Annotated in this window: 20 protein-coding genes and 5 pseudogenes; 13 read left to right on the top strand and 12 right to left on the bottom strand. The window is 66.9% G+C overall.

Annotated elements, in window-relative coordinates:
- The first annotated feature begins 83 nt into the window (after nucleotides 1-83).
- The 8 genes from O5O54_RS13570 (at nucleotide 84) to O5O54_RS13605 (ending at nucleotide 8,539) form a co-directional block, all read left to right on the top strand.
- Nucleotides 84-1,253, top strand: coding sequence for a transporter substrate-binding domain-containing protein (locus tag O5O54_RS13570; RefSeq protein WP_279482344.1), 1,170 nt, complete (start codon nucleotides 84-86; stop codon nucleotides 1,251-1,253).
- Complete coding sequence (locus tag O5O54_RS13575) at nucleotides 1,250-1,852, top strand: ANTAR domain-containing response regulator (protein WP_279482345.1); 603 nt, start codon at nucleotides 1,250-1,252, stop codon at nucleotides 1,850-1,852. Before O5O54_RS13570 ends, O5O54_RS13575 begins: the two co-directional genes overlap by 4 nt.
- Before the next feature lie 266 nt (nucleotides 1,853-2,118).
- Nucleotides 2,119-2,949 carry a nitrilase family protein gene (locus O5O54_RS13580; RefSeq protein WP_279482504.1) on the top strand — a complete coding sequence of 277 codons (831 nt, stop codon included), beginning with the start codon at nucleotides 2,119-2,121 and terminating at the stop codon, nucleotides 2,947-2,949.
- A gap of 34 nt (nucleotides 2,950-2,983) precedes the next feature.
- Nucleotides 2,984-4,132, top strand: a complete 1,149-nt coding sequence (locus tag O5O54_RS13585; protein ID WP_407061710.1) for a substrate-binding protein — start codon at nucleotides 2,984-2,986, stop codon at nucleotides 4,130-4,132.
- Between the two features lie 70 nt (nucleotides 4,133-4,202).
- The gene (locus O5O54_RS13590; RefSeq protein ID WP_279482346.1) at nucleotides 4,203-5,036 is read left to right on the top strand and encodes a branched-chain amino acid ABC transporter permease; all 834 of its coding nucleotides are present in this window, start codon (nucleotides 4,203-4,205) and stop codon (nucleotides 5,034-5,036) included.
- Nucleotides 5,029-6,831: a branched-chain amino acid ABC transporter ATP-binding protein/permease gene (locus O5O54_RS13595; protein WP_279482347.1), complete on the top strand. Its 1,803-nt coding sequence runs from the start codon at nucleotides 5,029-5,031 to the stop codon at nucleotides 6,829-6,831. The genes O5O54_RS13590 and O5O54_RS13595 overlap by 8 nt, the downstream gene beginning before the upstream one ends.
- Nucleotides 6,828-7,529 carry an ABC transporter ATP-binding protein gene (locus O5O54_RS13600; RefSeq protein ID WP_279482348.1) on the top strand — a complete coding sequence of 234 codons (702 nt, stop codon included), beginning with the start codon at nucleotides 6,828-6,830 and terminating at the stop codon, nucleotides 7,527-7,529. Before O5O54_RS13595 ends, O5O54_RS13600 begins: the two co-directional genes overlap by 4 nt.
- Entirely contained in the window at nucleotides 7,529-8,539 is a 1,011-nt protein-coding gene (locus O5O54_RS13605; RefSeq protein ID WP_279482349.1) for an asparaginase, read from the top strand. The genes O5O54_RS13600 and O5O54_RS13605 overlap by 1 nt, the downstream gene beginning before the upstream one ends.
- 135 nt (nucleotides 8,540-8,674) lie before the next feature.
- On the opposite strand, the pseudogene O5O54_RS13610 reads toward O5O54_RS13605, so the two are convergent.
- Nucleotides 8,675-9,437: pseudogene (locus O5O54_RS13610) on the bottom strand (arginase family protein).
- Here O5O54_RS13610 and O5O54_RS13615 point away from each other — a divergent pair.
- Nucleotides 9,436-10,392 (top strand): GMC family oxidoreductase, encoded by a 957-nt coding sequence (locus tag O5O54_RS13615; protein ID WP_407061705.1) that lies wholly within the window; start codon nucleotides 9,436-9,438, stop codon nucleotides 10,390-10,392. The pseudogene O5O54_RS13610 and the gene O5O54_RS13615 overlap by 2 nt on opposite strands.
- A gap of 161 nt (nucleotides 10,393-10,553) precedes the next feature.
- Here O5O54_RS13615 and O5O54_RS13620 read toward each other — a convergent pair whose 3' ends face one another.
- Genes O5O54_RS13620 through O5O54_RS13640 form a run of 5 tightly spaced genes read right to left on the bottom strand, consistent with a single transcriptional unit; the run spans nucleotide 10,554 to nucleotide 16,451 of the window.
- Nucleotides 10,554-11,312 (bottom strand): ABC transporter ATP-binding protein, encoded by a 759-nt coding sequence (locus tag O5O54_RS13620; protein WP_279482350.1) that lies wholly within the window; start codon nucleotides 11,310-11,312, stop codon nucleotides 10,554-10,556.
- Nucleotides 11,309-12,292 (bottom strand): iron chelate uptake ABC transporter family permease subunit, encoded by a 984-nt coding sequence (locus O5O54_RS13625; RefSeq protein WP_279482507.1) that lies wholly within the window; start codon nucleotides 12,290-12,292, stop codon nucleotides 11,309-11,311. The genes O5O54_RS13620 and O5O54_RS13625 overlap by 4 nt, the downstream gene beginning before the upstream one ends.
- A 5-nt stretch (nucleotides 12,293-12,297) precedes the next feature.
- On the bottom strand, nucleotides 12,298-13,305 hold the full coding sequence (locus tag O5O54_RS13630; protein ID WP_279482351.1) for an ABC transporter permease: 1,008 nt from the start codon (nucleotides 13,303-13,305) through the stop codon (nucleotides 12,298-12,300).
- 14 nt (nucleotides 13,306-13,319) lie between these two features.
- Nucleotides 13,320-14,243 carry a siderophore ABC transporter substrate-binding protein gene (locus O5O54_RS13635; protein ID WP_279482352.1) on the bottom strand — a complete coding sequence of 308 codons (924 nt, stop codon included), beginning with the start codon at nucleotides 14,241-14,243 and terminating at the stop codon, nucleotides 13,320-13,322.
- Between the two features lie 33 nt (nucleotides 14,244-14,276).
- Entirely contained in the window at nucleotides 14,277-16,451 is a 2,175-nt protein-coding gene (locus O5O54_RS13640; RefSeq protein ID WP_279482353.1) for a TonB-dependent receptor domain-containing protein, read from the bottom strand.
- 182 nt (nucleotides 16,452-16,633) lie between these two features.
- On the opposite strand from O5O54_RS13640, the gene O5O54_RS13645 reads away from it, so the two are divergent.
- Nucleotides 16,634-17,128 (top strand): MarR family transcriptional regulator, encoded by a 495-nt coding sequence (locus tag O5O54_RS13645; protein WP_279482354.1) that lies wholly within the window; start codon nucleotides 16,634-16,636, stop codon nucleotides 17,126-17,128.
- A gap of 264 nt (nucleotides 17,129-17,392) precedes the next feature.
- Here O5O54_RS13645 and O5O54_RS13650 read toward each other — a convergent pair.
- From O5O54_RS13650 to O5O54_RS13660, 3 pseudogenes are all read right to left on the bottom strand, one after another.
- Nucleotides 17,393-17,566: pseudogene (locus O5O54_RS13650) on the bottom strand (gfo/Idh/MocA family oxidoreductase); the annotation flags it as partial.
- Nucleotides 17,565-17,896, bottom strand: a pseudogene (locus O5O54_RS13655) (GMC family oxidoreductase N-terminal domain-containing protein); the annotation flags it as partial. The pseudogenes O5O54_RS13650 and O5O54_RS13655, both read right to left, overlap by 2 nt.
- 94 nt (nucleotides 17,897-17,990) lie before the next feature.
- Nucleotides 17,991-18,167 (bottom strand): annotated as a pseudogene (locus O5O54_RS13660) (GMC oxidoreductase); the annotation flags it as partial.
- Nucleotides 18,168-18,190: 23 nt separating this feature from the next.
- Here O5O54_RS13660 and O5O54_RS13665 point away from each other — a divergent pair.
- From O5O54_RS13665 to O5O54_RS22450, 3 genes and pseudogenes are all read left to right on the top strand, one after another.
- Nucleotides 18,191-18,676, top strand: coding sequence for a heme-degrading domain-containing protein (locus O5O54_RS13665; protein ID WP_279482355.1), 486 nt, complete (start codon nucleotides 18,191-18,193; stop codon nucleotides 18,674-18,676).
- Between the two features lie 219 nt (nucleotides 18,677-18,895).
- Nucleotides 18,896-19,006 (top strand): transposase zinc-binding domain-containing protein, encoded by a 111-nt coding sequence (locus O5O54_RS22445; protein ID WP_407061706.1) that lies wholly within the window; start codon nucleotides 18,896-18,898, stop codon nucleotides 19,004-19,006.
- Nucleotides 19,007-19,253: 247 nt separating this feature from the next.
- Nucleotides 19,254-19,364 (top strand): annotated as a pseudogene (locus O5O54_RS22450) (hypothetical protein); the annotation flags it as partial.
- A gap of 132 nt (nucleotides 19,365-19,496) precedes the next feature.
- Here O5O54_RS22450 and O5O54_RS13675 read toward each other — a convergent pair.
- The 3 genes from O5O54_RS13675 to O5O54_RS13685 are packed head-to-tail and all read right to left on the bottom strand — an operon-like array spanning nucleotide 19,497 to nucleotide 24,381.
- Complete coding sequence (locus O5O54_RS13675) at nucleotides 19,497-22,250, bottom strand: MGH1-like glycoside hydrolase domain-containing protein (RefSeq protein ID WP_279482356.1); 2,754 nt, start codon at nucleotides 22,248-22,250, stop codon at nucleotides 19,497-19,499.
- Nucleotides 22,247-22,759, bottom strand: a complete 513-nt coding sequence (locus O5O54_RS13680) for a hypothetical protein (protein WP_279482357.1) — start codon at nucleotides 22,757-22,759, stop codon at nucleotides 22,247-22,249. Before O5O54_RS13680 ends, O5O54_RS13675 begins: the two co-directional genes overlap by 4 nt.
- Nucleotides 22,759-24,381 carry a GMC family oxidoreductase gene (locus tag O5O54_RS13685; protein ID WP_279482358.1) on the bottom strand — a complete coding sequence of 541 codons (1,623 nt, stop codon included), beginning with the start codon at nucleotides 24,379-24,381 and terminating at the stop codon, nucleotides 22,759-22,761. The genes O5O54_RS13680 and O5O54_RS13685 overlap by 1 nt, the downstream gene beginning before the upstream one ends.
- Between the last annotated feature and the right edge of the window lie 134 nt (nucleotides 24,382-24,515).

Here is a 24,515-nt window from a genome sequence, read left to right on the forward strand (position 1 = left end):
CCCCGCGCCCACACTCGCCGTCTTGCCGCCGGCAACCGTTAAGGTATTTGAGGCGACCCCTACTGCGAACCGTGGATTCCGCAATGACCTCGACATCGGCAGGATCGGATCCGTGGCGGGTCGGCCTCCTGTTCTCGCGCTCAGGATACCTCCGGTTCACGCAAAGCGAGCACTTCTTCGGTGCGGCGCTGGCGATCAAGGAGATCAACGAGCGCGGTGGTGTCCTCGGCCGTCCCGTCGAGGTCATTGCCTACGACCCGCAGTCTGATCCGCATCTCTACCGCGAGTTCGCCGAGCGGCTTCTCGTCGAGGACGGGATCTCCGTGATCTTCGGCTGCTCCTCGTCGGCCGAGCGGAAAGCGGTCCTTTCCTCCATCGAGCGGCGCAACGGGCTCCTCTGGTACCCCTCCTTCTACGAGGGTTTCGAGTACTCGCCGAACGTCATCTACACGGGGGCGTGCCCGAACCAGAACAGCTTCCCGCTGGCCAACTTCATCGTGGCGAAGCTCGCCAGGCGCGTGTTCCTCATGGGGTCGGACTACATCTATCCTCGCGAGACCAACCGGATCATGCGCGACCTGATCGAGACGCAGGGCGGGACCGTCGTCGGTGAGGTCTACGGGCCACCGACGGGCGATCCGGCATGGATTCGACGCACGGTCGACGAGATTGCCCGCTTGGCGGATAACGGACCACTGACGGTGTTCTCAACCCTCGTCGGAACGCCCTCGCACGACTTCTACCGGCTCGTCCACGCGGAGGGGCTGACGGCCCGAGGCGTAGCCATGACGAGCCTGACACTCGCCGAGGGAGAGGTTCGGGCGATCGGCGCCGATGTCTGCGCCGGGCACATCACGTCGGCGACCTACTTCGCAAGCCTCCCCGGACAGGCAAGCGATCGGTTCAGGCGCAGCTTCGAGGCCGAATACGGCGATCGGGCAACGCCCAGCCAGTGGAGCGCGTCGTCCTATGCGCAGGTGCTCCTCTTCGCCGCCGCACTCGAACGCTGTGGGACGCTCGACACGCAGCGCTTGGCGGATGCGGCACAGGGTCTCGGCGTCGACGCTCCCGAGGGGCCAGTCCGGATCGATTCCGACAACAACCATGCCTGGTTGACGCCCCGCATTGCCGCGGCTTGCCGAGACGGCAGCTTCGAGATCCTCTGGCAGGGCCGCGAGCCCGTGAAGCCGGACCCCTATCTCTCCTCGACCAGCTTCCGCGCCAAGTGGATCGACGCGGTGGAAGAGGCATGAAGCCCGCGGTCCAGCGCCTGATGGACGGGCTTCGCGGCTCGCGTGTCCTGGTCATCCACCCCCGCGACCGCGAGGGCGACATGCTGCTCGACCAACTGCGCCGGTTCGGCTGCGAGGTCGTGGGGCTCTGGCCCACGCCAAGCGTCCTGCCAACGAACTTCGACACAGTGTTCCTCCTGATCGAGGCGGATCAGTCTGTCACGGTCCCCGACGAGCGCCCGACGCTCATCGCCATCGTCGACTACGAGAACCCGACCATCCTGCGAAAGGCCCTCGACGTCTCGGCCGAGGGCGTCGTGAACAAGCCGCTGCGGGCCTTCGGCATCCTGTCGGCGCTGGTGCTGGCACGGGCGCAGCACGGCTACGTCGCGCGTCTCAATGCCAAGGTTACCAAGCTCGAGGAGACGCTGAAAGCCCGCCGGGACATCGACAAGGCGGTCAAGATCCTGATGGGGCTGAAGAAGCTCGAGGAGCCGGAGTGCTACGAGCTCCTCCGTCAGCAGGCGACGCAGCGTCGGCTTCCGATGGCGGATGTCGCGAGGGGGATCATCCAGGCGCAGGAAGCCCTCGGCGGCTTCGGTCTCCTCGGCTCCGAATGACTGCATCATCATGAGGCATCGCCGCCGCTTATTTATGCATCCAGCGCACTTGACCCATGCGCAAAAAGCATCTCTAATGTTCTCAAGCTGAGATCAGCTTTCAACGGCCGGGCGGCCGTTCCCACATTCAGGCTATGTAGCCCTCGTCTTGCGCTTCACTGCGCTGGCGGGGGTTTTTGCTTTTGGCGCAAAGGAAACTCGCGTCCATGACCTCGCACGCCCCTATGCCGGACGGCGGATCGACGATCCGTGTCGCCTGTATTCAAATGGAACCCAAGGTCGCCGAGAACGCGGCCAACCTCGCCCTGGCCATCGGGCTCGCTGGACAGGCAGCCGATCGCGGTGCACGCCTCGTCGTCCTGCCCGAACTCTGCACGTCCGGCTATGTCTTCCGCACCAAGGCCGAGGCGCGGGCGGGCGCCGAGGCGCTGACCGACGGCCCGTCGCTTCGCGCCTTCGAGACTTTCTGCCGCGAGCGAGACCTGTTCGTCGCCTTCGGCTTTGCCGAACGCGACGGTGAGGCGCTCTACAACAGTGCGGCGCTGGTCGGCCCCGGCGGGCTCGTCGGCTCCTACCGCAAGGCGCATCTCTGGGGCGAGGAGAACCTGTTCTTCGAACCCGGCGACCGCGGGTTCCCGGTCTTCCAGACTGCCATCGGCCGTATCGGCATGGCGATCTGCTACGACGTCTGGTTCCCCGAGACCTTCCGCCTGATGGCGCTCCAGGGCGCCGAGATCGTCTGCGTCCCCACGAACTGGGTGCCGATGCCCGACCAGCCGGCGGGGCAGCTCGCCATGGCCAACATGCTGACGATGGCCGGGGCGCACACGAACTCCGTCTTCGTCGCCTGCGCCGACCGCATCGGGACCGAGCGCGGACAGCCCTTCGAGGGGCAGAGCCTCATTGTCGGCTGCAACGGCTGGCCCGTCGCCGGCCCGGCCAGCCGCGACCGCGAGGAGATCGTGATCGCCGACCTCGACCTCCTCGACGCACGGCGCAAGCGCGCCTGGAACGCCTTCAATCAGCCGCTCCGGGACCGGCGCACCGACGTCTACTCCGAACTCCTCGGCGCCGACATCCGGCGCAGTTGGTACTGACCCCCAAGAGAAGGAAACACCGATGACCCCTTCCATGCGCATGTTCGCCGCGGCTCTCGCAGCCTCGACCTGTCTCCTCGGTTCAGCCCATGCGGCCGAGACGATCAAGATCGGCGTTCCCGTCGGCCTGTCGGGCGCCAACAGCACCGTCGCTCCTTCTGTCGTCCAGGCGAGCGAACTCGCCGTCGACGAGATTAACGCCAAGGGCGGCGTGCTTGGCAAGAAGCTCGAGCTCGTCGTGGTCGATGACGCCTCGGGCGCCGCGGGCGCTCAGAAGGCTTTCGACGCTTTGGTCTTCCAGAACGAGGTGAACGCGGTCGTCGCGATGGAGACGAGCGCGGCCCGCAACGCGGCGCTGCCGATCGTCCAGCGGGGCAAGGTGCCGTACATCTACACCTCGTTCTACGAGGGCGCGTCCTGCAACCCGTACCTCTTCGCCAACGGTTGGGTGCCGCAGCAGCAGGTCCCGCCCATCGTCAACTTCTTCATGGACGAGAAGAAGGCGAAGAAGTTCTTCCTGATCGGGTCGGACTACGCGTTCGGACGCGGCATGCTCGCCTTCGCCAGGAAGGCGATCGAGGAGAAGGGCGGCACCGTGGTCGGCGAGGAGTACCTGCCGATCGACGGAACGGACTGGACCCCGGTCCTCTCCAAGCTCAAGGCGTCCGGAGCCGAGGCCCTCGTGACCTCGACGTCCGGCGGCGCGCCGAACGTCACGCTGACCAAGCAGCTCCGCTCCAGCGGCATCGACCTGCCCTACGGCAACCTCGCGGTCGACGAGGGAACGGCCCGCAGCATGGGGGCCGACGCGGCGGGCATCTACCTCTCCGCGTCCTACGTGACGGGCATCGATTCGCCTGCCAACAAGGCCTACCTCGAGGCGATGAAGGCGAAGTTCGGCGACAACCTCGTCACCCCGAACGACCTGTCGACGCCGCAGTACGAGGGCATCCTCGCTTACGCCGCCGCCGTCGAGAAGGCCGGCACGACCGATGCCCGTCCCGTCCTCGAGGCGTTGAAGACGGTCTCGGTCGACGGACCCCGCGGCACGATCACGATGTCGAAGCAGCATCACGCGCCGCTCACGATGTACCTCGCGCAGGTCCAGGCCGACGGCTCGGTCAAGGTGATCCAGTCGTTCGCTGACGTCGATCCGGGCGACCAATGCCCGAAGCTCAATTGACCCGTCGCTGAGCCGGGGCGGCGTGCGGATGCGCCGCCGCCCTTCCCTTTCCCCAACGAAAGACGCGCGCATGACGCTGCTCCTCGACGTCGTGACGACGGCGGCCATCCTCTTCTGTCTGTCTGCCGGGCTCCTCGTGGTCTTCGGTGTCCTGAAGATCATCAACTTCGCGCACGGCGCGTTCATCACCGTCGGCGCCTTCGCCGCCCTTCTCGGCACCTGGATCGGCCTTCCCTTCGTAGCGGCCGTCGCCTTGGCTTTCGCGGTCGGCGCTCTTCTCGGCGGTGTCGTCGAACGGGTCCTCGTACGGCCCCTCTACCACCGGCCGCTGGACGCCATCCTCGTCACTTGGGGCCTCGGCATCGTGCTGGCCCAGCTCATCATCATGGGATTCGGGCGTGGCATCCAGTTCGTCGATGCGCCGCTCCCCGGGACGGTGGACGTCCTCGGCACGTCCTACTCGACCTATCGGCTGGCGATGGTGGGCGCGGCCATCGGCATCGGCGTCGCCTTCACGGCACTTCTCAACGGAACGCGCCTCGGCCTGTCGACCCGCGCCGTCATCATGAACGAGACGCTGGCCCAAGCGCTCGGCATCAACTCGGCCCGAGTCCGCTTCGTCACCTTCGGCCTCGGTTGCGGGCTCGCCGCCATGGCGGGCGCCCTCATCACCCCGCTCGCCAGCGTCGATCCCAACATGGGCATCGCCTACCTCACCGGTGCCTTCATGCTCGTCATGGTGTCCGGCGGCTCGCTTCCGACGCTCGCCGTCGCCTGCCTCGTCCTCGGAAGCGCGCAGGTGTTGGCCTCCAGCTTCATCACCCCCGTGGTCGGCGCCCTCGCGATCCCGATCCTCGCCGCGCTTGCGCTCAGACTCCGCCCGGAGGGCTTCGCCCGTGCCTGACATCGCCCTTTCGCCCTCGTCGACCCCCCGCAGTCTTCCCGGCGGCCGAGCAATCCCTGCGCTTTTCCTCGCACTGGCCCTGGCCTTCGTCGTCTTCGGACCTGCCGTCCTCGACCTCTACGCCATCAATCTTCTGACGCGTGCGTTTTTCGTCGCGATCGTCGCCATCACCGTCTCGATCCTTTGGGGAGCGACCGGGTTCCTCACGTTCGGACAGTCGGCCTTCTTCGGTATCGGCGCCTACGCGCTGGCGATGACCTTCACGGAGTTCGATTTCGGTCCATGGCAGGCCGCGCTCGGCTTCGCCCTTGCGATCCTGGCCGCAGGCGCCGTCGCCGCGTTCGTCGGCTGGATCTCGTTCTACCCGGGCTCTACCCCTCTCTACGCCACGGTGATCTCGCTCGTCCTGCCGATCGTCCTGGTCCAGGTTCTCTACTCCGGCGGGGAACTCACCGGGTCCTCCAGCGGGCTTGTCGGCTTCTTCACCTTCGATCTCGACCTCGACGTCTGGTTCCGAATTGGCGGCATCGCCCTCCTCCTCGTGACCGTCCTCGCGCAGGTCATGTTGTCCAGTGACGCGGGCCGGCTCCTTCTCGCCGTCCGCGACAACGAGGCCCGTTGCGCCTATCTCGGCATCGACACGCCGAAGCTGCGCATCCTCCTCCTCGTCCTATGTGCGATGGTCGCCGCGGCGGCCGGCTTCGGCTACGCAGGCTTCGGCGGTGTCGCCGCTCCGGAGAACGCAAGCTTCGTTTTCGGCACGCAGCTCGTCGTCGCCGTCGCCCTGGGCGGACGCGGCTCTCCGATCGCCGCCGCCATCGGCGCCGTCGCGATCGAGATCGCAACCGCCTACCTCTCCGGCATCCTGCCCTTCGTCTGGGAACTCCTCGTCGGAGCCGCATTCATCCTGACCATCCTGCTCCTTCCTGAGGGCCTGTTCGGCAGCATCCTCAAGCGGGTCTCGCCGCCGACGAAGGGTGCGCGCCTTGCCGAAACTGCGAGGGCTGTGGCTCCCGCGACGAGGAGTAGCGATGCGGCTGTCGTATGCCGCAACGTCTCGAAGAGCTTCGGATCCTTGCAGGTCCTGCGCGACGTCAACCTAGCGACGGCTCCCGGGGAGCTTGTCAGCCTCGTCGGCCCGAACGGTGCGGGCAAGTCGACCCTGATGAAGTGCCTTGCCGACGGGCGTGAGCGCAGCGGGGGCGACATCGCGGTCTTCGGACACGACATCGACAAGCTGCCACCGGACCGCCTTGTCCGCTTCGGCCTCGGCCGCAAGTTCCAGATGGCGTCGGTGTTCGAGAGCTTGACCGTCGCGGAGTGCCTCCGGGTCGCACGGGCCCGCTTCGAAAGCCCCTCGACGATTCGGCGCGCTACCGACTTGGCCTTGCCCGCGTCCGCCATTCGCATCGTCGAGATGTCGGGATTGGCGGATCGGCTGGACGTCGTCGCACGCGACCTCAGCCATGGCCTCAAGCAGGCCCTGGAGCTTGCGATGGTCATGGCGCTCGAGCCGAAAGTGGTGCTTCTCGACGAACCGACGGCCGGGCTGACGCGCATCGAGCGCCGGCAGATCGGTGCTATCCTTCAGGACCTCTGCCGCCAGGACGGGATCTGCATACTCCTCGTCGAGCACGACCTCGACTTCGTGAAGGACATCTCGTCCCGCATCGTCGTCCTGCACCAGGGACGGATCGTGCTCGACGGCTCGACGGACGATGTCTTGTCGTCGCCGCTGATCGAGGAAATCTACGCAGGGGCCCATGCGCCCGCAGCCGCGGAGGCACGCTCGTGAGCGAGACACTCAGCATCCGCAACCTGACGAGCGGCTACGGCGGGGCCATAGTGCTCGACGACGTCTCGCTCGGGGTCGGCACAGGCCGCATCAGTGCCCTGATCGGACGGAACGGCGTCGGCAAGTCGACGCTCCTGAAGACGGTCATGGGGTTCCTGCCCGCACGTCGCGGCTCGGTCACCGTGGGCGGCGAGGAAGTGACCCGGGTCGCTCCGAACCGCCGCGCCGAGCAGGGCATCGCCTACGCGCCCCAGGAGAAGGCGCTCTTCCAGGACCTGTCCGTCAGGGACAATCTTCGCCTCGGGATCCGGAGCGATGCGGAGTTCGATCGCCGCTTCGTCGCGGCCGAGGAGGCTTTCCCGTTCCTCGCCAGCCGCTTTCACCAACGGGCCGGCTCGCTGTCAGGCGGCGAGCAGAAGATGCTGATCGTCGCACGCGGCATCATGGCAGAGCCGCGTCTCTTTATGCTCGACGAGGTGACGGAGGGCCTCCAGCCGTCGGTGATCGAGCGACTCGGCACCGTCCTGCGCTCATTGCGCGACCGCACGGGCGTCTCGATCCTTCTGGTGGAGCAACATCTCCCGTTCGTCATGAGTGTCGCCGACGACTTCGCCGTCATGAAGGGCGGACAGGTCGCGGCTTCGGGTCCGATGGGCCCCGAGGCGCAGGGCGCGATCGAGGAGGCCATGCGGTTCTGATGTCCTCCCGCAACGAACCACGACGGGTGCATGTCCTGACCACTGGGGGGACGATCGCCTCCAAGAGGCGCGATGTCGACGGAGACGTCGTTGCTGCTGCGAGCGGCGCTGACCTCCTTGCATCGGTCGGCGGCGCGATCGCCGGCATCGACGTGACCGTCGAGGACTTCTGCCAAGTGGGCAGCTACGCCATGGACCTGCCGCTGGTGCTGTCGCTCTCCCGACGTATTCGTCAACACCTGTCGCGATCCGACTGCGACGGCGTCGTCGTCACGCACGGCACCGACACGATGGAGGAGAGTGCCTATCTCTGCGACCTGACGGTGCCCGGCGACAAGCCGGTCGTCTTCACCGGAGCCCAGCGCAACGCCGACATGCCGAACACCGACGGACCGGAGAACCTGCGCGACGCGATCTCCCTCGCAGCGACCCCTGCCGCGGGCGGCATGGGAACCCTCCTATGCTTCGACGGAACCTTCCATGCCGCCCGCGACGTCACCAAGACGCACACGACCAGGCTCGACGCCTTCGGTTCTCGCGGGCACGGACCACTGGGCACGATCGCGTTCGGACAGGTCGACGTCCGTCGCCGCTGCCGGCGATCCGAGACCTTAGATCCGACGCGCCTCGACGGTGGGGTTCAGTTGCTGAAGCTCTCTTTGGGAGCCGACCCCAGGATGATCGTTGCGCTAAGGGAGTTGGGGGCCACTGCCATCGTGATCGAGGCGTTCGGTCTCGGGAACGCACCGCCGGCGCTCCTCCGACCGATCGAGGAATGCGTGGACTCGGGCGTTCCCATTATCATCTCCAGTCGATGCGCCGAGGGTCCTACGCGCCCCCTCTATGGGAACGGAGGCGGTCGGGATCTCGAGCGGAGCGGTGCAATCTTTGCTTCAGACCTCGCGGGGACGAAGGCGCGGCTCCTCGCATCCGTGCTTCTTGGCTCGGGTCATGCCGGGCACGAATTCGAGCAGGCGTTCGTGCGGTGCGTGACGTTTGCCGCGGAATGAACCGTCTTCAGGCCTGCCGCCAATGCAGGCTACCACAGCGCTTTGCTCAACTGATCAGGATCCGGGTAAAGATCGGCAGGTATCCTCGGCTCGGCGCCGTAAAGCAGACGGTCGGGAAACCACCCGTCCGACCCATCAACGCTGACGTACGATTGCCCCGATGGCGTTGACGACGATGCGCGAGACGGTGAGCGCCGATAGCCCGTCGACGTCGGCGGCCGGCAGCAACTCGACCACGTCCATCCCGACGATCCGCCCCCGTCGCACCACGCCCGCAACGAGGTCGATGGTCTGCGTGTAGGTGAGACCGCCCGGCGTTCGAGCCGCCACCCCCGGCATGACGGACGGGTCAAGGCCGTCGCAGTCCAGCGTCACGACACCCGTGCGCCCTCGGGCAGATGGCGCAGCGCGGCCTCAACCTCGACCTGTCCCGCACTACCGACGCTGCGGATGCCGACCTGAGCGATGCCGGCGACATGCCGCATTTCGCTCGCCCAACGCATGGGACTGGAGTAACCGTCTCGCTCGCCCTCAACCTCATCGCGCCAGTCGATATGCGCGTCGATCTGTAGGATCCAGATGGTCCGTGCTCGGCGAAGGCAGCGAGAAAGGGGATCGGCACGGAGTCGTCGCCCCCGATCAGGATCGGCACGGCCCCTTGGGCCAGAACCTCGCGGGTCTTCCACTCGATCCGCTCACGGTTGCCCGCGCCGTCGCCCATCACGGTCTCGACATTTCCTGCATCAACGCAGCAGACCGGGCCGCCATCGAAGAGGGGACCGTCGAGGTCGAAGTCCCAGCGCTCAACCAGCGCTGCGTCCTCCTGACTGGTGGCGCGGATGGCATCCGCTGCGAGCGCGTGACCACTACTGTCCCGGCAGAGCTCCATCAACGCCATGATCTTCGTGCGCGGCGCGCGGGAGGATTTCGACGACTGGCGCGCGGCCGGAAATCCGGGATGGGGCTTCGACGACGTCCTGCCCTTCTTCCGCAAGCTGGAGACGCACGAGAGCGGGGACGGTCCCTGGCACGGCGACCAAGGGCCGATCCATGTAACGCCGATGCGCCCCGGCATCCACGCGGTCTCGAAAGCCTTTCTCGAGGGATGCCGCGAACTGCAACTGCCTGAAAACCCGGACTTCAACGGCGAGCGGATCGAGGGGGCCGGCGTCTACGACGTGAACACGCGCGCCGGCCTGCGCTCGTCCTCCTCGCGCGAGTATCTCCATCCCGCGCGCCGCCGGCCCAACCTGAGGATCCTGCACCATACCCAGGTGGACCACCTCCTCTGGCGGGACGGACGCATCGATGGCGTCACGGCGCGACGCGGCGGGGAAGCGGTGATGTTCCGTGCGCGCAGCGAGGTGATCCTATGCGGGGGCGCCTTCGCGAGCCCGAAGCTCCTGCAACTCTCCGGCATCGGCGACGGCGCCCATCTTGGCGCGATCGGCGTAGAGGCCCGGCGGCATCTGCCGGCCGTCGGTCGCAACCTCCAGGACCATGTCTGCGCCAGCTTCTACTATCGTTCGCGCGTGCCGACGCTGAACGCCGCCTTCGGCCACCCGATCGGACTGGCGCGGCTGGCGCTGCAATGGCTCCTCACGCGCCGGGGGCCCTTTGCCATGAACGTCAATCAGGCCGGCGGCTTCTTCCGTGGACGACCGGACCGGGAACGGGCGAACCTGCAACTCTATTTCAATCCGCTCTCCTACCGCATCCCCGACGATCCGAAGGCGGGGCTCGCCCCAGAGCCCTATCCAGGCTTCCTCCTCTGCTTCAATCCCGGCCGCGCACCGACAATGATGGTAGCCGAGAAAGGCGCGGCGATGATTGTCGAGGATCAAGGGCTGTGACGCTGGGACGTCGGCGTCCGAAAGTGGACGAACCGCTTTGGAGGCGCAACGAGTGGAAAGCTGCCGTTGCGCAGATGAACGGGGATCGCCGACCCGGAGCTTGAGCGAGGTGGTTGAATGCTGCTGTCGAACCCATTCTCCCGCCTCGATCGTGCTTCTACCTACTCGTAGAACATGCAGATCCGTCGCCCGTCGATCTCGTGCACGCCGATCTCCATCTCGTAGATGTCGCGCAGGATGTCCGGTCGGATGATGGCGGCGGGGGGGCCCTGCCGGCGGATCGCACCGTGGCGCATGGCGACGATGTGGTCGGCGTACCAGGAGGCGAAGTTGATGTCGTGGAGGACGACCACGACCGTCTTGCGGAAGTCCTTGGCCGCCTCGCGCCAGAGCCGCATCATCGCGGCGGCGTGCTTCATGTCGAGATTGTTCAGCGGCTCGTCGAGAAAGACGTAGTCGGTGTCCTGGCACAGCACCATGGCGACGAAGGCTCGCTGGCGCTGGCCGCCGGAGAGTTCGTCGAGGAACCGGTGCGAAAGGTCGGTGAGGTTCAGGTAGTCGAGCGCGCGCGCGACATGGGCGGCGTCGTCCGTCGTCGGCCGGCCGCGCGAATGGGGATAGCGCCCGAAGGTCACGAGGTCGCGCACCGTGAGCCTCGCCGCCATATGGTTATCCTGCCGCAGGACCGCGAGCCGCCTGGCAAGGGCGTCGCTCGGCGTCGTCGCGACATCGAGCCCGTCCACGGTGACGGTTCCGGCATCCATGCCGACGAACCGTGCCATCATCGAAAGAAGGGTCGACTTCCCGGCGCCGTTCGGGCCGATGATGGCCGTGATGCCGTGCGCGGGAAGTTCGAGGGTGACGTCGTCGACGACGAGCGTCTCGCCGTAACGCTTGGACACGCCGGAGGCGACGATCAACGGGCGGCTCCCCGAACGATGAGAATGAGGAAGACGAACCCGCCCAGGAACTCGACGATGATCGAAAGGGCGGTGTCGAAGGCGAACACGCGCTCCAGCACGGCCTGTCCGCCGACCAGCGCGACGATGCCGAGAAGCACGGCCGCCGGCAGGACGTGGCGGTGCAGGCTGTCTCCCAGAAGAGCCCGTGCGAGGCTCACGACGAGAAGACCGAAGAAGGTGATCGGACCGACCAGCGCGGTGGAGACCGCGACGAGCACGGCGATGCCCGTCAGGATGGTCATCACCGCGCGGGGATAGTCGACGCCGAGGCTGATCGCCTGCGACCGGCCGAGCGTTAGGACGTCGAACGTATGGGCGATCCGCCAGAGCACGGCGGACACGAGACCGGCCAGCGCGAACGAGACGCCGAGCAGCGTGGTCTCGACGCTCTGGAAGCTGGCGAACAGCGCGTCCTGCAGGACTTGAAACGCGTTCGGATCGAGAATGCGCTGCATGAACGTCGAGATCGAGCGGAAAAAGATGCCGAACACGATCCCGACGAGGATCAGACGATGCAGGCTCCGTTCCTCGCCGAGGAACAGCCACCGGAACAGCACCCAGGCGAACCCGGTCATCAGGACGACCTCGGCCAGGAAGCGCATGTGCGGGTCCGCAAGTGCCAGCGTCTGCGTTCCCAGAAAGAACACGATCGACGTCTGCACCAGAACGAAGATCGCGTCGAAGCCCATGATCGACGGCGTCAGGATGCGGTTGTTGCTGACCGTCTGGAACAGGACGGTGGACACCGCGATCGTATAGGCCACGAGAACGAGGGCGAGGAGACGTTGTCCGCGGAAGGTCAGGACGAAGCTCCAGGGGCCCCGCGCGCCGAGCGTCAGGAACGCCGCAACGGACAGGAGGGCGAGCCCACTGAGAACGGCGATCACGATCGCCGGCCGGCTCCAGCGTCCCGCCGGGGCGGTCCGAAGCGCTGCGATCCGCGTCACGGGCGCCGACCCTGGCTGCGCAGAAGCAACCCCAGAAAGATCGCCGCCCCGATCGTGCCCACCACGACGCCGATCGGAACCTCGTAGGGGTAGCGGATCAGTCGGCCGACGATGTCGCAGGCGAGAACGAAGAGCGCGCCGAGGCTGGCGACCCAGGGAACCGTGATGCGCATGTTGTCGCCGACCATCAGCGAGACGAGATTGGGCACGATCAATCCGAGGAACGGTATCGAGCCGACCGAGACCAGCGTCACCGAGGCGATCACGGAAACGAGCACGAGACCGAGCGTCATCACGGCCGCGTAATTCAGCCCGAGATTGGTGGTGAAGTCGTCCCCCATGCCGGCCACGGTAAAGCGGTCGGCGGCGATATAGGCCAGGATCGTCGCGCCGAGGCCGAACCAGAGAAGTTCGTAACGGCCGCGCAGGACGCCCGAGAAGTCGCCGATCGTCCACGCGAGAACCGAGGGCAGAAGATTGAAGCGATAGGCGATGAAGGTGGTGACGGCCCCGATCATGCCGCCCAGCATGATCCCCACGAGCGGCACCAGCATCGCATCGCGCAAGGGAACGAAGCGTAGGATGCGCAGGAACAGCGCCGTGCCGGCCATCGCGAACAGCGCCGCCACGATCATCTTGGCCATCAGTGGCCAGCCGGGTGCCAGAAGGGTGACAGTGAGAAAGCCGAGCGAGGCCGCCTCCGTGGTTCCGGCCGTCGACGGCTCGACGAACCGGTTGCGCACGATGATCTGCATGAGGAGACCGGCGATGGCGAGCGCCGAGCCGGCGAGAAGGATCGCCGCCGTGCGCGGAATGCGGCTGACGAGGAGGACCTGCATCACGCGGTCGTCCTCGCCCGTTCCGAAGAGCCGGTCCGGCGATACGTCGCTGATGCCGATGAAAAGGCTCAGCACCGCGAGCCCCGTCACCAGCGCGAGCGTCGCGCCAAGCAGGACGGGATGCGCGCCCGGGTCGCGGGGCGTTGGCGTGCCGATCGCCGTCATGGGTCGCCCGCTCGTCAGGACGCGCGTCCGTAGCCCGCGATCACCTGGTCGAGCAGCAGCATCAGTCCGGTATAGCCGTGCATCGTCACATAGGCCGCAGCGGGATCGAGATAGATGATCCGGTCGCGCTGCCAGAAGTTCGTGCGGTGGATCAGTTCGTTGTCGAGCGTCGCGCGGGCCGCGCCTTCGCGTCCGATCGCTGCGTCGCGATCGATCACGAAGAGCCAGTCCGGATTGGTCTCGACCAGATACTCGAAGGACGCCCCGTCGCCGCCGTCGCGGCGATCGTCCACCGTTTCGGCGACCGGCGGGATGCCGACCGCGTCGTGAAGCCAGGCGACGCGCGACCGGGTGCCGTAGATGCCGAGCCGCCCGGCGTTGGTGATGACGACCAGCGCGCTCCCCTTGCCCGCGGCCGCCGCCCGGGCTTCCATGATCTTGCGGTCAAGCGAGGCTGCAAGGTCCGCGGCGCGCTCTTCGACGCCGAAGATCTCGCCGTACTTGGCTAGGTTCGCCTTCACGCCGCCGACGATGTCGGCATTGTCCACCGACATGTCGATCGTGGGAAGGAGGGGGCTGAGTGTCGGGTAGGCGCGGCGCGAGCGCCCGGCGACGATCACGAGATCTGGCCCTGCCGCCGCGATACCCTCGACGTCCGGCTCCTGCAGGGAGCCGTAGCGCGGCAGGTCGTCCGGCACGAGGGCGGAAAGGTAAGGCGGCTCGGCGGAGGCCGGCGCCCCCGCCACCGCGACCCCGAGCGCGTGAAGGTTGTCGAACGCCGCCCAATCGGCGACCACCACCGTCTGCGGAACGGCTTCAAGCGTCGTCTCGCCCTGCGCGTGCGTCACGCTGAAAGGCTCGGCGTGCGCCGCGGGCACGAAGGCGGGAAGCGTTAGTGCGGCGGCGAGAAGCGCCCGGCGAAGATGGATCTGCAGCATGGTGCGGCTCCGAGGGGAGAGAGGCCTGATGGTTCAGAAGCTGGCGTTGAGGCTCGCCCAGAAGCGGCGTCCCTCGACCACGGTGTTGTAGGCGTCCGGCAGAACCTCCTTGTCGAAGAGGTTGTAGATCGTGCCGTTGACCGTGAAGTTCTCGTTGATCTGGTAGGAGGCGCCGATGTCGGCGGTGAAGTAGCCTGGATACTTGCGGGCGACGATCGTGCCTGCGTTGTTGCGCACGGGCGATCCGTTGGTGCCGATGCGAAGGCCCGCGTTGATCTGGTCGCCCTCGTAGAAGCCGGCCGCGAAGGCGGTCAGCCCCTCCACAGGCGTGATCCAGTCGACGCGAACGTTGGCGCTGTGCTCGGGCGTGCGCGTCAAGGCCAGACCGTCGTACTCGCCGCCCTTCTGCTCCGAGTCGGTGTAGGTGTAGCTGGCGAGAACGGAGATCGTGTCGGTGGCGTTGAAACCGAGCGTCAGTTCGGCGCCCTTGATCACGGCCGCATCGATGTTGAAGACACGGAACAGCGTATAGTTCGGGTCGAGATCCCAGCGCGCGAAGGAGCCATCCGGATTGTAGACGCGGTCGTTGTCGATCTTGTCCTGGAAGTCGGTGTAGAACAGCGTCACGCCGGCCGTGAACCCGCCGAGGTCGTCGAACAGGACCGCCGCCTCGTAATTGATCGAGGTCTCCGGCGACAGGTCCTCGTTGGAGACGATCACGCCGCAGGGGCTCCGGTTGCCGCGACGGGCCTCCGGCCCGTAGAAGCACCCCCCGCCGCCCGTGGTGTAGGCGTAGTCCGGCGCGATCGACCGGATGTCGGGCGCTCGGAAGCCGGTGGAAACGCCGCCCTTGAAGGTCCATTGCTCGAGCGGCCGCCAGACACCGTAGAGGCGCGGCGAGTAGTTCTCCTCGTAGATCTCGTGATAGTCCATGCGCACGCCGCCGGTCAGGGCGAACGTGTCGGTGATCTGCCACTCGTCCTCGACGAAGAACGCGTACTGGTAGAGCCCGAACTCCTCGTCGAGGTTCGTGCGTCGGCCTGGATTCTGATCCGTGAGTTCGTTGTCGATGAACTGCGTGCCGGTCGTCAGGCGATGACCGCCGAACGCCTCGAAGGGGGTCACGGCCTTGAGGTCGGCGACCGTGTTCACGATCTCCGGCGAACGAACGTTCTCTACGAAGTTGCGCGTGATCGCATCCTCGTTGCTGGTGGTGCGCTCGCCCCATTCGCGCTGGATCGAACCGGTCACCTGTCCCCATCGGAACGTGCCGTCGTAGTTCGCGCGCAGATGATCACGATCATTGGCGCCGATGCGGCCGAGCGTACCGTCGGCGAGCGTGCGTCCCGCCGTTGCCTGCTGCTCGAGACGCGTCATACCGCCTTCGAGGAAGAAGCGGTGGTCGACGCTCGGCGACCATGTGAGGCGCCCGGTGAGGTCGCCCTCCTCGCGTGCCGTGTCGCCGGCGATCAACCGGTCCTCGCCTCGCTTGTAGCCCCGGCCCCAGACCTGAAGGCCGAGAATGTCCTCCATCAGCGGCGTCGCGGCATAGAGCTGCGCCTGCCCCGAGTTGCCGTGCCGCCCGCTGCCCTGGCCGGTGGCCTCGAGCGTCACCGACCCGGTCGGCTCGGTCGCCACGGCCCGCGTGATGATGTTGATCACGCCGCCCACGGCGTCGGACCCGTAAAGGGTAGAAGCGGGTCCGCGCACCACTTCGATGCGCTCGATGGCGTTCAGCGGGGGAATGAAGCTCTGCTCGAAGCCTGCCGATCCATTCGGACGCGCATCCCGGGTCCCTTGTCGCACCCCGTCGACGAGGATCAGGGTGTACTGGCCGGGCAGGCCGCGGATCGAGATGTCGCGCTCGTTGGCGACGCCGGTGACGGACACGCCCTGCACGTTGCGCAGAGCGTCGGTCAGATCCCGGAACTGACCGCGATCGAGATCCTGGCGGGTGACGACGGAGATCGATGCCGGCGCGTCCGCGACCGTCTGCTCGAAGCCCGCGGCGGTCACCACCACCGTGTCGAGGGCGATGGTGAGCCCGTCGGACGCGACACCGTCGTCCTGCGCCTCGATCGGCGCCTCCGGGCGGCCGGGTTCGTCGATTACCGTCTGCGCCGGACTTTGCAGGGTGGTCAGGGCCAGCGCCGATGCGCCGAACAGTCCCGTTAAAATACGGCCTTCGCCAACCCCTAGACCCCGCATCGTCCTGTCCCCACTCCGTTGCCGCTGTACCCGGCGGCGATGAGAGGAGTTACGAAAACATGATTGACTGAGTCAACTAAAACAATAAGTGAGCCAAAACATTAGAACCGCTCGAAAAACGGGTGACGACCTGCGGCCTCGCTCGTAAGGTCCCGCGCCTCGAAGGTTGGGAGCGCGAGCATTTGAAACACGGAGCTGGAGGAGCGAGCCGGACGCCGGACGCGGCGTCGAGCCGCGACGTGGACGGCGAGGAGATTGCCGACCTCCTGTCCGAGATCGGACGGGCCTTCAAGGCACGGCTGCGCAGCCTGCCGGATAGTCCCGCCAAGGACTTGAGCCTCCCGCAGCGAGACGTCCTGAAGATGATCGGACGCCGGCCCGGCGTGACGCCCGCACAGATCGGCGAGCGCATGGGGCGAGACCGCGCGCAGATCACCCGTCTCGTCTCGGAACTTCAAGAGATGGGTCTCATCGAGCGGACGCGATCGACGCAGGACCGCCGATCGGTCGTTCTGAACCTCTCGCCGGACGGCACCGCCCTCTTCGCGCGCATGCTGAAGCGCCGGGCCGGCCTGTCGCAGATCATGCTGTCCGACCTGACCGACACCGAGACGCAGACTTTAAAGTCGCTGCTCCAACGCCTGCGCGGCACGCTGAAAGGCCCATCCATCTCTTAGAGCCCGTCCGAAAAGTTCGCCGGGTCGGGTCGGCGGTGCTTCCCGCCACCCCTTTCGTTGCCGATCCTCCGCCGGGGACTTTCCGGACGGGCTCTCGATCCATTCGCGCGTTTCCGCGGGGAAGATGCTTCCCTCGTAGGCTTTGCCCGCCATACGCAACCGACCCTTCTCGAACGCCTCGAGGTAGCCTCCGGGAAGCCCGGCTGCGACGCGGGCATGTTGATCGAAGAACAGGCTCGGGACGCAGGGCACCGAGCCTGTCGATCACGCGTTCGGAATGTCGACCCACCGTCCGATGCGCGAAGACTCCATGCAGGCGTCGACGATCTGGCAGATGTGATGGCCCGCCTCGAAGGTCGGCCACATCGGCGTGTTCGTCGCGACGGAGCGGACCACTTCGGCGACCTCGATGATCTTCGTCTCGTTGTAGCCGACCCCAGCCCTCGCAGCCGGCCTCGACCCAGCGGTCGTAGTCGCCGGGATTGCCCCTTGTGTAGATCTGAGCGTTGATCGACGAGCCGCCGCCGATGATCTTCGCCTGGGTGTACCAGAGCACCCGGTCCCTCATGTGCTTCTGCGGCACCGTCGACCAGCCCCACGAGCCGATGCCCTTGGTCATCTTGGCGAAGCCCGCCGGCATGTGGATGAACGGGTGGCGGTCGCGCCCCCCGCTTCGAGGAGTAACACGGAGACGCTCGGATCCTCGCTGAGGCGGTTGGCGAGGACGCAACCGGCGGGGCCTCCGCCGACGATGATGTAGTCGGTCATGGACGGGTATCCGATGTGAGATGCGGGAGGCGGCATGACCTCGCACGGCGTCCCGCGTCGGGCCGGAAGCCGTCGACGGTAGCCGGACGGGTGCTCATGCCGCGAGTTCCCTGGATGCGATGTGGTCGCCGACCCGGAGGGCCTGAGCGGCGATGGTCAGCGCGGGGTTGACGGCCGCGGAGGTCGGAAGGAACGATGCGTCGACGACGAAGAGGTTCGGGTGGTCGAACGCCCGGCAGTTGGTGTCGAGCGGCGCGGTCGCGAGATCGTCCGCGGCATGACGGGAACGAGCGCATGACCACGCCCAGCCTCGAGGAGCTCGCACGGGAGCTTGAGGAGCTCCGCTTCGACCGCTTCGACCTGAACGTCGCCTGGAGGCTGGGATGCCTCGTGCGCGAAATGGCCGACGCCGACGCCCTCCCCGTCAGGATCGAGCTGAGCGTGGGCGGAAACGTGGTGTTCGCGACCGCCCTCCCTGGCACGACCCCCGACAACGCGGAATGGATCCGCCGCAAGCGGAACGCCGTCATGCGCTTCCATCGGTCCTCGCTCGCGCTGCGCCTGGAATGCGAGGCGAAGGGTACCACGCTGGGCGCACGTTTCGGACTCGACGACCGGGAATTCGTGGCCAGTGGCGGCGGCGTGCCGATCGCCACGGAGGCGAGCGGCGTCATCGGGGCGGCCGTCGTGAGCGGCCTCCCGGACGTGCAGGACCACCGGCTCATGGTGCGCGCCATGCGGACGTTGCTTGCGGAGCGCCGTGGTCAAGCACCCGTCTGACATACCCGTCCGTTCGATGATTTTCGGCCGATCGCGAAATGCGTCGCCACATCGATCGCGAGCGAGGTTCGGCCAAACGAGCGGAGTCCTCCCAAGCGGTAGCAAGCTCTCCGGTACGTTTGGTCCTGGCCGGGCCCAGCTTTCCGGGCTTCCCGTGCCGGGCACCTGAGCCTTGTCGAACCGAAGGTTATGTCGGCGATCTAAGCTTGCCGCACCGCCGTGATCGGGGGCCATGTCGAGGGCCGTGACAACTGCGGCTATCTGCGGGTCGCCTACAACTTCTGCCGCAACCGGCACTGTGCGCGCTGCCAGGGAGGCGGCGTCTCTTGACTGGCTGGCCGAACGTGAAGCGGACCTCCTGCCGGTCGGATATTTCCACGTCGTCTTCACGCTGGCCGCCGAGATCGCCGCCGTGGCGTTCCAGACCAAGGCGGCCGTCTACGACCTCCTGTTCCGCGCCTCCACGCAGACGATGACGACGATCGCGGCCGACCTCGAACACCTCGGCGCCCGCATCGGTCTCACGGCCGTGCTCCACGCCTGGGGCCCGGCCATGACCCACCATCCGCATGTCCAAATGATCGTGCCCGGCGGCGGCTTGCGCCGGATGGAACGCGATGGATCTCGTCGCGCCCCGCCCTCCTCCTGCCCGTGCGGGTGCTCGGGGGCCCTGTTCCGCCGTCTCTTCCTTGCAGGGCTTGTCGCCGGGCACGCCGGCGGCCAAGCTCGCCTTCCACGGCACACCCGCGCAACTCGCCGATCCAGGCGCCTTCGCCCCCCATCTCGTCCTGGTGCATCACCGCCTTCGACGGCCGCGCCATCACCAAGCCGTTGTCCGTTCCGTCATCGCCGAACTGGTCGCGGCAACCGTCGGAGAGACGGGGAGCGACTGGCCCCGAACGATCCTTCGGGGCTGGAGCAGAAGGGCGACAAGCGCCGTCCAGCCGGTCTGGTGCGAGGCCCCCAATCCCTGTCCGGTGTCCCCATCGAAGAACTCGTTGAAGGTCACGCGGTCGGCGTCCTCCGGGTCGATCGTCGCAGGATCGGTGCCCGATTTGCCATCGGCCCTGAAAGGACGCCGGCCGTTCCCATCCTTGAGGAACAGGCCGCAGAGGCGACGGGAGATCGCGTCCGAGATGTCCGCCAGCCCCATCGTCCGCCCGGAGCCGGTCGGGCATTCGATCTTGTATGCCTCCCCGTAGAAGCGCTCGAACTCGAGCAGCGCCTCGATGATCATAACGTTGAGAGGCATCCAGACCGGGCCACGCCAGTTGGAGTTGCCGCCGAAGATCCCGGCCTGCGAGGTTCCGGGTTCGTAATGCACCTCGAAATGCGATCCAGCGAGATCGAGCCTGAACGGCTGCCGGGCATGCGCCTTCGACAGCGAACGCAGGCCGTGCGGTGAGAGGAACTCGTTCTCGTCCAGCATCCGTCTCAACAGCGCCGTCATGCGCTGGCGGCGCAGGAGCGACAGAAGAAGGCGCTGGTCCTTGCCGGGCTCGGAGAAGCGGGAGACCTGGCCCGTCAGGTCCGGGCGGTTCCGGAGCATCCAGCTCAGCCGAGCGGCGAAGAACGGATGGCGCTCCGCGATATCGGCATCGAGCACTTCCACCGCGCAGAGAGGGATGAGTCCGACGAGCGAGCGCACGCGAAGGGTGGTCTCGCTGCCGTCCGGCAGGATCAGCGCATCGTAGAAGAACCCGTCCGCCTCGTCCCAGAGGCCGCGGCCCGGATCCGCGTCCTTTTCGGCCTCGCTGCCGCCGACATGGGTCATGGCGGAGGCGATCGTCAGGAAGTGCTCGAAGAACTTGGTCGCCACGTCCTCGTACACGGGGTTCTCGCGTGCCAGTTCCAAGGCCATGCGCATGAGGTTCAAGGCATACATCGCCATCCAGGCCGTGCCGTCGGACTGCTCGATATAGCCGCCGCCCGGGATCGGCGCGGAACGGTCGAAGACGCCGATATTGTCGAGGCCGAGGAAGCCGCCCTGGAACAGGTTGCGCCCTTCGGTGTCCTTCCGGTTCACCCACCAGGTGAAGTTGATCATGAGCTTGTGGAAGATGCGCTCCAGGAAGTCGCGATCCGCAACGCCCGTCAGCGCCTCGTCCATGCGGTAGACGCGAAGCGCCGCGAAGGCGTGGATCGGCGGATTGGCGTCTCCAAACGCCCATTCGTAGGCCGGCAACTGCCCGCTCGGGTGCATGTACCATTCGCGCGTCAGCAGGAGGATCTGCGCCTTAGCGAGGTCGGGATCGACGATGGCGGCCGAGATCGCGTGGAAGGCTAGATCCCAGGAGGCGTACCAGGGGTACTCCCACTTGTCGGGCATCAGGATCACGTCCGAGTTGGCCAGATGCGTCCAGTCGGCGTTGCGGCCTCGCCGCCGCTCCGGCGGCGGCGGCGGAGAGGCGGGATCGCCGTCGAGCCAGCGCTTCACGTCGTAGCGGTAGACCTGCTTCGACCAGAGGAGGCTGCCGAGCGCCTGGCGCTGAACGAGACGCGCGTCGGGATCGGCGATGTCGCTCTGAAGCGCGGCATAGAATTCATCGGCCTCGGCCTGGCGCTGGGCGTAGATGGCATCGAAGGCCGGGGCCTCGAGCGGGGGCGCCGCGTCCGGCGACAGGCGGTAGCGCAGGGTCACGCGTTCGCCGGACGCCAGCACATGGTCGGACAAGGCCGCGCATTTCGTGCCGTGGTCGGGCAGCGGCGCGTTCCGCTTGCCGGTCACGTGATCGTTGATTGCGTCCTTGAAGGCGCCGTCCGGACCCACGCCATCGAGCCGGCGCATGTTGGTCTCGTTCTCGCAGAACAGCATGCGGACGGGGTGGAGAGCGCGAAAGCGCATCGGCGGCGCCGACGGATGCCGGGTTTCGACGCTGCCGTCCGCCGCGAGCGTCAGCGACGGCTTCTCGCCGGCTGTGCCCCAGCTCCAGATGTTGCGCGCCACGAGCTGCGGCAGGATTTGAAGCGTGGCTGCGTCCGGGCCGCGATTGACGACCGAGACGCGCATCAGAAGGTCGCCCGGACCCGCCTTGGCATAGGCGATTTCGACGTCGAAGTAGCGTTGCGCGTCAAGAATTCCGGTGTCGGCGAGCTCGTACTCCGGCAGGTCCGTTCCCCGTCGCCGCCCGTTCTCCGCGACGAGGTCGTTGTAGGGAAAGGGTCCCTGCGGGTAGCGGTAGATCATCGTCTGGAAGGAATGGGTCGGGGTGCCGTCGAGATACCACCAGACCTCCTTCACGTCCTCGCCGTGGTTGCCCTCCTCGTTGGTGAGGCCGAACATCCGCTCCTTGACGATCGGGTCGGCACCGTTCCAGAGGGCGAGCGAGAGGCACCAGTACTGATGGCGGTCGCAGAAGCCGGCGATGCCGTCCTCGCCCCATCGGTAGGCGCGAGAGCGCGCGTGATCGTGCGGCAGGTAACCCCAGGCGTCCCCGTCCGCGCTGTAGTCCTCACGCACCGTGCCCCATTGGCGCTCGCTGAGATAGGGCCCCCAGTGCCGCCAGCCGCCGGCCTCGGCGTCGCGCAGGCGCTTGCCTTCCGCGGTGTCGAAGATCGAGGCGGGCGCCCTCATGCGGTGCGCTCCAGCGGCGACGACGCCCCGACGCGAGCGTCGGGGTCGCTCCGGAGCGAGGTCCAGCGGCGCCCGGCGCGCGCGGGAAGCCCATCCGACCTCGCAATCCCCGCCGAGCCGGCCGGATAGATTTCCACGACCGGCGCAAGAGGCATTCCCGGTCCCGGGGCCTTCCTACGGAACTTCGTGCGGATCCCCTTTTTGCCGTCGACCTGCTGGATCAGCCGGTTCACGGCCGGGGCCGAGGCGTTGGCCTCCTGAAACAGCGGATGGGACGCCGGCTTGAAGGCGATGGCGACGTGCGGTCGATGCGCCGTCATGCGCTCGCCGGAGCGCGGAGAGAAGGGAACGCTCGACCAGCGCGGCGTATCGACGTGGAGCTTGAGCGCGGCGCAGGTCTCCCCGCGGCTGTCGGGCGCGACGTTCGGCTCGGACCTGTGGCCGGCCGCGCCGAAGATCGCCATCGTGCAGACGGGCGCGACGCGACGCGCGTCGGGTCGTTCCGTCATCAAGCTGGCTCAGGGGACGGCGCCGTCGCTTCGGTCGTGGACGTGATCCGCTGCGCGATCCGGTCCGCGACGCGCAGCGCGTTGGCGATGATGGTGAGGGTCGGGTTCACCGCGCCGATGGAGGGAAAGAAGCTCGCATCGGTCACGTAGAGATTGTCGATCTCGTGCGCGCGACAGTCGCGATCAAGCACGGATGTCGAGGGATCTTCGCCGAAGCGCAGCGTACCGGCCTGGTGCGCGGTGCCACCAATCGGCGTGTCCTTGCCCAGATACAGCGAGCGATCCATCAGATGCGGGTGAATGCCGGCCCGGTCGCAGATCGTGCGCAGCATCTCGCGAAGGTGACGGTGGCCATCCATGTTGCTCTGGGTAAGGTCGAGGTGGACCTTTCCGCCGCGATAGAAGATGCGGTTCTCCGGCTTCGGAAGATCCTCCGAGGTCAGCCAGAAGTCGATCGAATGGCGCGCGATCCAGTCGAAGGGCTTTTCCGGCAGCCATTGCAGGAACGGCGGCAGCCCCTCGACCTCGATCTGCGTCCCGTCCGACTTGCCGACCATCTGGATGTGGCCGAGCGGAAATTCGAACGGGTTCAGCGGCGACTTGTCGTGGGCGTGGTAGAAGTCGTTGAGGCCGAGCGTCTTCTGGAACTCGGTCGGGTTCGGCTCGCGCGAGATGGCGAGGACCGTCGCGTTGTTGTGGCGCATGTAGTTGCGCCCGACCTGGCCCGATCGGTTGGCGAGCCCGTCCGGATGCGCTGCGCTCGCGGATCGCAGGAGCAGAAGCGCCGAGGAGAGGGCGCCGCAGGCGATCACGACGACATCGCCTCGAAGGAGATGCGTCCTGCCTTCGATCGCGGTCTCGATCGCCGTGACCGTCCGGCCGGACGCATCGGTGACGAAACGCTGGACGGTGGCGTTCTTGAGGAGCGTCAGGTTCGGATGGGCCTTCAGCGCGGGGTCGACGCAGATCACCTGTGCATCCGCCTTGCCGTTGGTGAGGCTCGGATACCCGTCGAAGGGGTCGCAGCGCAGGAGCGCGGAACCGGGCGTCGCCGCCCCCGTCTCGTCCTGGTCGAGAAGAGCGCCCATCGGCAGATGGAACGGGTGAAGTCCCTCGCGTGCCCAGTCGTCGGCCAGCTTTTGGATGCGCGGCTCGTGCCGGATCGCCGGATGCTTGTAGGGCTTCGTGTAAGGGGGCTCGGTCGGGTCCTCGCCGCGCGCGCCGCGAACCTCGAACAGTTCCTCCGCGGCCTGGTAGTAGGGTTCGAACTCGTCGTACCCCACCGGCCATGCCGGGGCGATGCCATCCGGATGACGCACGGCTCCGAAATCCTCGGCCCGCAGCCGCAGGAGGACCGCGCCGTAGACCTTCGAGTTCCCGCCGACGAAGTAGTGGAGGCCGGGCTTGAAGGTCTCGCCATTCGAGGAGGTCCAGGTCTCGTCTACCTGATACCGCGCCTTTGCGAAGACCTCTTGCGTGTCCCAGTTCTGGCGCTCGCGCTTCAGATAGTCGCCGCGCTCGACAAGGAGGATGCGCTTGCCAGTCTGGGCGAGCTTCCAGGCCATCGTCGCCCCACCCGGACCGGAACCGACGATGACGACGTCGTAGCTGTCTTCGATCACGGAGCGCGCTTTCGGGTTGGGGACCGGCAACGACTATAGGCCGAACGCGGCTTGGCCCTCCATGATTCTTTGTTAATATTTCCCGTCGAATGGACGGCGCCATGCTGGCTGAAAGTCCCGCCGCGCATCGGGAT

The sequence above is a fragment of the Aureimonas sp. SK2 genome (assembly GCF_029813115.1).
Taxonomy (GTDB): domain Bacteria; phylum Pseudomonadota; class Alphaproteobacteria; order Rhizobiales; family Rhizobiaceae; genus Aureimonas.

What these genes read in the sequence shown, in the direction of transcription:
- O5O54_RS13570 (WP_279482344.1), top strand. Translation starts at nt 84, where the DNA reads ATGACCTCGACATCGGCAGGATCGGATCCGTGGCGGGTCGGCCTCCTG.
- O5O54_RS13575 (WP_279482345.1), top strand. Translation starts at nt 1,250, where the DNA reads ATGAAGCCCGCGGTCCAGCGCCTGATGGACGGGCTTCGCGGCTCGCGT.
- O5O54_RS13580 (WP_279482504.1), top strand. Translation starts at nt 2,119, where the DNA reads ATGGAACCCAAGGTCGCCGAGAACGCGGCCAACCTCGCCCTGGCCATC.
- O5O54_RS13585 (WP_407061710.1), top strand. Translation starts at nt 2,984, where the DNA reads ATGCGCATGTTCGCCGCGGCTCTCGCAGCCTCGACCTGTCTCCTCGGT.
- O5O54_RS13590 (WP_279482346.1), top strand. Translation starts at nt 4,203, where the DNA reads ATGACGCTGCTCCTCGACGTCGTGACGACGGCGGCCATCCTCTTCTGT.
- O5O54_RS13605 (WP_279482349.1), top strand. Translation starts at nt 7,529, where the DNA reads ATGTCCTCCCGCAACGAACCACGACGGGTGCATGTCCTGACCACTGGG.
- O5O54_RS13615 (WP_407061705.1), top strand. Translation starts at nt 9,436, where the DNA reads ATGATCTTCGTGCGCGGCGCGCGGGAGGATTTCGACGACTGGCGCGCG.
- O5O54_RS13630 (WP_279482351.1), bottom strand. Translation starts at nt 13,305, where the DNA reads ATGACGGCGATCGGCACGCCAACGCCCCGCGACCCGGGCGCGCATCCC.
- O5O54_RS13635 (WP_279482352.1), bottom strand. Translation starts at nt 14,243, where the DNA reads ATGCTGCAGATCCATCTTCGCCGGGCGCTTCTCGCCGCCGCACTAACG.
- O5O54_RS13640 (WP_279482353.1), bottom strand. Translation starts at nt 16,451, where the DNA reads ATGCGGGGTCTAGGGGTTGGCGAAGGCCGTATTTTAACGGGACTGTTC.
- O5O54_RS13665 (WP_279482355.1), top strand. Translation starts at nt 18,191, where the DNA reads ATGACCACGCCCAGCCTCGAGGAGCTCGCACGGGAGCTTGAGGAGCTC.
- O5O54_RS13675 (WP_279482356.1), bottom strand. Translation starts at nt 22,250, where the DNA reads ATGAGGGCGCCCGCCTCGATCTTCGACACCGCGGAAGGCAAGCGCCTG.
- O5O54_RS13680 (WP_279482357.1), bottom strand. Translation starts at nt 22,759, where the DNA reads ATGACGGAACGACCCGACGCGCGTCGCGTCGCGCCCGTCTGCACGATG.